This is a genomic window from uncultured Aquincola sp. (genome assembly GCF_964001545.1).
GTDB lineage: Bacteria > Pseudomonadota > Gammaproteobacteria > Burkholderiales > Burkholderiaceae_C > Aquincola.
In genome coordinates, this window is the sequence record NZ_CAXFDV010000557.1 from 1 (window position 1) to 5,992 (window position 5,992).

At 71.8% G+C, this 5,992-nt stretch carries 6 protein-coding genes; 2 read left to right on the top strand and 4 right to left on the bottom strand.

Features of this window, described 5'->3' with window-relative positions; genetic code table 11:
• The first annotated feature begins 1 nt into the window (after nt 1).
• The gene (locus tag ABNT58_RS19120) at nt 2–742 is read left to right on the top strand and encodes an HAD-IIB family hydrolase (RefSeq protein ID WP_348755028.1); all 741 of its coding nucleotides are present in this window, start codon (nt 2–4) and stop codon (nt 740–742) included.
• Nucleotides 739–1,935: a YbfB/YjiJ family MFS transporter gene (locus tag ABNT58_RS19125; RefSeq protein WP_348755029.1), complete on the top strand. Its 1,197-nt coding sequence runs from the start codon at nt 739–741 to the stop codon at nt 1,933–1,935. The genes ABNT58_RS19120 and ABNT58_RS19125 overlap by 4 nt, the downstream gene beginning before the upstream one ends.
• 21 nt (nt 1,936–1,956) lie before the next feature.
• Here the strand turns inward: ABNT58_RS19125 and ABNT58_RS19130 are convergent, their stop codons facing one another.
• From ABNT58_RS19130 to metK, 4 genes are all read right to left on the bottom strand, one after another.
• Nucleotides 1,957–2,868: a transglutaminase family protein gene (locus ABNT58_RS19130; protein ID WP_348755030.1), complete on the bottom strand. Its 912-nt coding sequence runs from the start codon at nt 2,866–2,868 to the stop codon at nt 1,957–1,959.
• Nucleotides 2,869–3,008: 140 nt separating this feature from the next.
• Complete coding sequence (locus tag ABNT58_RS19135) at nt 3,009–4,103, bottom strand: crosslink repair DNA glycosylase YcaQ family protein (RefSeq protein ID WP_348755031.1); 1,095 nt, start codon at nt 4,101–4,103, stop codon at nt 3,009–3,011.
• Nucleotides 4,100–4,732 (bottom strand): DUF2238 domain-containing protein, encoded by a 633-nt coding sequence (locus tag ABNT58_RS19140; protein WP_348755032.1) that lies wholly within the window; start codon nt 4,730–4,732, stop codon nt 4,100–4,102. Before ABNT58_RS19140 ends, ABNT58_RS19135 begins: the two co-directional genes overlap by 4 nt.
• Before the next feature lie 198 nt (nt 4,733–4,930).
• On the bottom strand, nt 4,931–5,992 hold a 1,062-nt coding region (gene metK / locus ABNT58_RS19145), incomplete at its 5' end, for a methionine adenosyltransferase (RefSeq protein ID WP_348755033.1).

Genomic DNA, 5,992 nt, shown 5'->3' on the forward strand with positions numbered 1-5,992 from the left:
CGTGTTCACCGACATCGACGACACCCTGACCGAGGGGGGCGCCATCGACCCGCCCGCGCTGGCCGCGCTGCAAGCCCTGCACGCGGCCGGCGTGCCCGTGATCGCCATCACCGGCCGGCCGCTGGGCTGGAGCCGCGAACTGGCGGCCACCTGGCCGCTGCGTGCGGTGGCGGCCGAAAACGGCGCGGTGGCGCTGCTGCGTGAGGCCGACGGCTGGCGCACCGTGTACGCGCAGGACGAAGCCACCCGCCGAGCCAACACGCCGCGCCTGCAGGCAGCAGCCGCCCGCGTGCTGCGCGAAGTGCCGGGCGCCACGCTGGCCCAAGACAGCGCCGGCCGGGTGACCGACATCGCCATCGACCACAGCGAGTTCAGCCACCTGCCACCCGCCGCCATCGACGAGGTGGTGCGCGTGATGCGCGAAGAGGGCATGCACTGCAGCGTCAGCTCCATCCACATCAACGGCTGGTTCGGCGAGCACGACAAATGGAGCGGCGCCTGCTGGATGCTGCGCACTCTGTTCGGCCGCGAGCTGGCGGCCGAGGTGGGCCGCTGGGTGTACGTGGGCGACAGCACCAACGACCAGGCGATGTTCGGCCGCTTTGCATTGAGCGTGGGCGTGGCCAACCTGATGCGCTTTGCGGCCGAGCTGCACACCTGGCCGGCCTACCTCACGCAGGGCGAACGCGGCGCCGGCTTTGCCGAAGTGGCCGAGCGGCTGCTGCAGGCGCGGCGCGGGTGAGCGGGCGCGGGCCGGCCGGGGCCCCCACGGCGGCTGCACGGCCCGCGGGCCTGGGCACCGCCTTTGCGCTGGCGCTGGCCGCGGCGGTGTCGCTGGGCCTGGCGCGCTTTTCGTACGCGCTGCTGCTGCCGCCGATGCGCGCCGACCTGGGCTGGAGCTACTTCACCGCTGGCGCGATGAACACGGTGAACGCCGCCGGCTACCTGCTGGGCGCCCTGCTGCTGCCGCGTGTGCTGGGGCGCTGGGACGCGCGGCGGGTGATGCTGGCCGGCGGCGGCGCCGCCGCGGTGGCGCTGGCGCTGCATGGTGTGGTGCTGGCCGAAGCCGGGCTGTTCGCGCTGCGGCTGGCCACCGGCGTAGCCAGCGCGGCCACCTTCGTGGCTGGCGGGCTGCTGGCGGCGCGGCTGGCACAGGGCTCGGCGCGGCCCGGGCTGGTGCTGGGGCTCTACTACGGCGGCACCGGCATCGGCATCGTGGCCTCGGCCCTGGTGGTGCCGCCGCTGGCCGGCGCCGCCGTGGCGCATGCGTGGCAGCAGGCCTGGCTGGCGCTGGGCGCTCTGGCGGCGCTGTGCACCGTGCTCACCGCCGTGGCCACCGGCGCGCTGGCGGCCCACCCCTCGGCCGCCGGCGCGCGCCAGGCGGCCCGATGGCCGCGCTTTGCCTGGGCGCTTGGCGCGTACCTGATGTTCGGGCTGGGCTACATCGGCTACATGACCTTCGTGGTCACGCTGCTGCGCGAGCAAGGGTTGCCGCCGGGCCTCATCGTCGCCTTCTACGTGCTGCTGGGGCTGGGCGTGGTGGCGTCTTCCTGGCTGTGGGCCGGGCTGCTGCAGCGCTTCAAGGGCGGCCAGCCGCTGGCGCTGCTCAACGGTCTGCTGGCGCTGGCCACGCTGCTGCCTGTGCTCAGTGCGCATCCGGCGGCGGTGTTCGCCTCGGGCGCCTTGTTCGGCGCGGTGTTCCTGTCGGTGGTGGCGGGCACCACCGCCTTCGTGCGCCACAACCTGCCGCCGGCCGCGTGGCCGGCCGGCATCAGCGCCTTCACCATCGTGTTTGCGGCGGGGCAGATCGTGGGGCCCAGCATCACCGGCTGGGTGGCCGATGGGGCGGGCGGGCTGGCGCGTGGCTTCGTGTTGTCGGCGGGGGCGCTGGCGTTGGGCTCGCTGCTGGCGACCCGTCAGCGGCCCCTGCCTTGACCAGGCAGCCGGCCGGCACGCTCAGTCGGCGCTCGGCTTTTCCTCTTCAATGAGCGGCGCCATGTTCAACATCTGCACCGGCCCGAAGATGGTGGAGAAGGCCACGTCCTTGGCATCGCGGCCGGCCGCGATGCGCACCAGGTCTTCCACAGGCGACATGCGCGTGGGGTCGAACAGCATCCACTCGCCGCCCAGGTAGGCCTCGAACACGGCATGGAAGTCGGGCGGCGGTTCCTGGAACTTGGCGTAGCCCACCACCAGCCGCGCCGGGATGTTGAGCGCGCGGCAGAAGGTGACGCCCAGGTGCGCGAAGTCGCGGCACACGCCGGCCCGCTGGCGGAACACGTCCACCGCGGTGCTGGTGGCGGTGGTGGAGCCCACCTTGTAGTCCACGTTGTCGTGGATCCAGTCGCTGATGGCCTGCACCCGCTGGTAGCCCGGCGGATGCTGGCCGAACATCTTGAAGGCGGCGTTGCCCAGCAGGTCGCTTTCGCAATAGCGGGTGGGCATCAGGTGGTGCAGCACGCTGTCGGGCAACTCGTTCACCGGCACTTCGGCGGCGGCGGTGTTCCACACCCGCGGCTCCACCAGCACGGTGGCGGCGTAGTGCACGGTGAAGGCGCCGGCCGGCGCCTGCAGCCGCAGGAAGCGGTGGTGTTCCAGCGGGTCGGGGAACACATGGCTGGCAATGCTGGGGTCCAGCGTCAGCGCCTCGGCCAGCACCTGCTGGTCGCGGCCATGCTGGGCATGGATCTGGAACAGGAAGCTGGTGGCCTGTTCCAGCTGGTAGCCCAGCGTGCAGTCGATCTTGAAGCGGCGGGCCGGGGCTGGCGCGGCCCCCACGCCGTCGGCGCGGCGGCGGGCCGGCTTGGCCGGCTCGGCAACGTCGATGTGGGACGGGGGCGGGCGCTTTTTCTTGGCGGCGGTGGTCATGGTGGGCAAAGAGCGTTGGCGCTGGAATGTCGATCGGGCCCGCCTGACTGCGCGGGTGACGCATTGCAACGCCGCCCCTGGGCAGAGCCCATCGGCGCGCAGGTTCTGGCGGTGTAGGAGGGCGCCGCGCCCGGCGCAGATCAGATGTCTCGTGCCAGAAATTGGTGCATGCGCTGCAGTTCTTCGTCCACCGCGGGGGCGAAGCCGGCATCCTGCGGCTGGCCGTCGATGAAGCCGATGGCCGGCGTCAACTGACCCTGCTGCAGGCCGACGTTGGCCCAGCCCACCACCCGGTCGCGCCACAGCAGCGGCAGCGCGTAGTAGCCCCAGCGCCGCCGCGGCGCCGGGGTGTAGGCCTCGAAGCGATAGGCCCAGCCCCACAGCAGCTCGAAGCGCAGCCGGTCCCAGACGATGGGGTCGAAGGGCGCCAGCAGCCGCACCTCGTCGGCGGGCGCATGGCGGGCGCTGCGGGGGTTCTCGCCTTCGGGCCACAGCCAGGTCACGCCGTCGATCACCACGCTGGGCCACAGCCGGCGGGCATCGCCCAGGGCCTTGCGCAGTTCCACCTGCAGCTGCGGCGCGCCGTAGCCCAGGTAGCTCACCAGCTGGCCCAGGCTGCGGGTGGGCAGCGGGGCGTATTTGTCCAGCACCAGGCGCAGCAGCGCGGCGGCGCGTTCGGCAGGCGGGCGGTCGTCGCCGGCATGGGTGGCCACTGCGTACACCCGCACGCCCGCATCGCGCCGCGCCACCCGCAGCAGGCCGCGGTAGTGCATGCCGTCCAGCAGATGGGTCACGGCATTGCTCTGCCCGCCCCAGGCATTGGCGGTGCGGCCGTGGTTGAAGGCCGCCTGCACCGCCTTCGGGTGGCAGGGCCCCTGCTCGCGGATGAAGGCCAGCACGCTGGCGGCGCGGCGTTGGGTGTCGGCGTCCCAGGTGCGGCGGGCGGTGCGCGGGTGCATCAGCGCCAGGTGTTCGCGCGGCAGAAAGCCGTAGTTCACCAGCGCGTCTTCTTCCACCGGCAGGCGGGGGTAGCGTTGCTCCAGGTCGCCGGCGCGGTAGTCGCGCACCCGGTGGCGCAGCGTCAGGTCTTGCGCGCGGGCCGGCGCGCGGATGGGGTCGGCCTGCACGAAGCCCAGCCGCCGGATGGCGTCGATCAGCGTGGTGGGCCGGAACAGCGTGCGCGCCACCGCATGGCGGCGCAGGTCGTCCAGCGTGACCGGCCTGGCGCGGCTCATGGCTGCGGCGTGCTGGCCAGGCGGCGCAGCTGCGCGTCGTGCCAACGGGCCAGCAGCCACTGCGCCAGCAGGGCCCCGATCCAGGCCATCAGCATGTCCTTCTGCGTGTCCCAGGGGTCGCCCTGGGTGGCCAGGAACTCGTCGGCGCCCGCGCCCAGGGCCACCGCGGCGGCGTACTCGATCAACTCGTAGATCGCGCTGATGGCCAGCGCCACCGCGGTGACCAGGGTGAACAGCCAGCCGCCGGGCCGCAGCGGCGTGTGGCGCAGCAGCAGCTCGCGCGCGGCGATGGCCGGCACGAAGCCCTGCATCAGGTGGCCCAGCCGGTCGTAGTGGTTGCGCTGCAGGTCGAAGGCTTCGCGCGCCCATTCGCCCAGCGGCACGCGGGCATAGGTGTAGTGGCCGCCGAGCATCAGCACTGCGGCATGCGCAAAGATCAGCGCATACAGCAGCGGCGTGAGCGGAAAGCGCCGGTGGGTGAACCACAGCACCGGCAGCACGATGGCCACCGGCGCCACTTCCATGGCCCAGGTGCCGGCTTCGTAGGGGCGGATGCCCGAGAGGACAAGCAGCCCGATGAGGGCCGCCGAGTAGAGCGCCAGGCCGGTGCGGCCGAGGGATGCGGTCATGGAGGGCAACGGGTGCCGCCATGGAAAACGGCACCGGGGTGAGCGGTGCCGTGGATTGTGGCGCGAGGCCTGTCAGCAGTTACAGACCGGCCGCTGCGCGCAGCGCCGCCGCCTTGTCCGTGCGTTGGTCTCCACTCACATCGCTGGCGCGATATGAGTTGCGCCCAAGAACCGATGCAGCGCTGCGCGCTGGGGGCTTTACAGCCCCGCTGCGGCCCGCAGGGCCGCAGCCTTATCGGTTCTTTCCCACGTGAACTCCGGCTCTTCGCGGCCGAAGTGGCCATAAGCCGCCGTCTTGGCATAGATCGGCCGCAGCAGGTCCAGCATCTGGATGATGCCCTTGGGCCGCAGGTCGAAGTGCTCCTGCACCAGCGCGGCGATCTTGTCGTCGGGGATGACGCCGGTGCCTTCGGTGTACACGGTCACGTTCATCGGGCGGGCCACGCCGATGGCGTAGGCCACCTGGATCTGGCACTGGCGCGCCAGGCCGGCCGCCACGATGTTCTTGGCCACGTAGCGGGCGGCATAGGCCGCGCTGCGGTCCACCTTGGTCGGGTCCTTGCCCGAGAAGGCGCCGCCGCCGTGCGGGCAGGCGCCGCCGTAGGTGTCGACGATGATCTTGCGGCCGGTCAGGCCGCAGTCGCCCTGCGGGCCGCCGATGACGAAGCGGCCGGTCGGGTTGATCAGGTACTTGGTGTCCTGCAGCCACTCCTTGGGCAGCACCGGCTTGATGATCTCTTCGATCACGGCTTCGGTGAACGAGGCCTTCATCTTCGTGGCCGTCTCGCTCTGGTCGGGGCTGTGCTGGGTGCTCAGCACCACGGTGTCGATGCTGTGCGGCTTGCCGTCCACGTAGCGCATCGTCACCTGGCTCTTGGCGTCAGGGCGCAGGAAGGGCAGGCGGCCGTCCTTGCGCAGCTGGGCCTGGCGCTCCACCAGCCGGTGGGCGTAGTAGATCGGCGCGGGCATCAGCTCGGGCGTCTCGTCGCAGGCGTAGCCGAACATCAGGCCCTGGTCGCCGGCGCCGATGTTCAGGTAGTCGTCGCTGGCGCGGTCCACGCCCTGGGCGATGTCGTTGCTCTGCTTGTCGTAGGCCACCAGCACCGCGCAGCCCTTGTAGTCGATGCCGTACTCGGTGTTGTCGTAGCCGATGCGCTTGATGGTGTCGCGCGCCACCTGGATGTAGTCGACGTTGGCCTGGGTGGTGATCTCGCCGGCCAGCACCACCAGACCGGTGTTGGTCGGGGTTTCGGCCGCCAC

Excerpts from the sequence above, each read along its gene's own strand:
- ABNT58_RS19135 (WP_348755031.1), bottom strand. The coding sequence starts at position 4,103 with ATGAGCCGCGCCAGGCCGGTCACGCTGGACGACCTGCGCCGCCATGCG.
- ABNT58_RS19130 (WP_348755030.1), bottom strand. The coding sequence starts at position 2,868 with ATGACCACCGCCGCCAAGAAAAAGCGCCCGCCCCCGTCCCACATCGAC.
- ABNT58_RS19140 (WP_348755032.1), bottom strand. The coding sequence starts at position 4,732 with ATGACCGCATCCCTCGGCCGCACCGGCCTGGCGCTCTACTCGGCGGCC.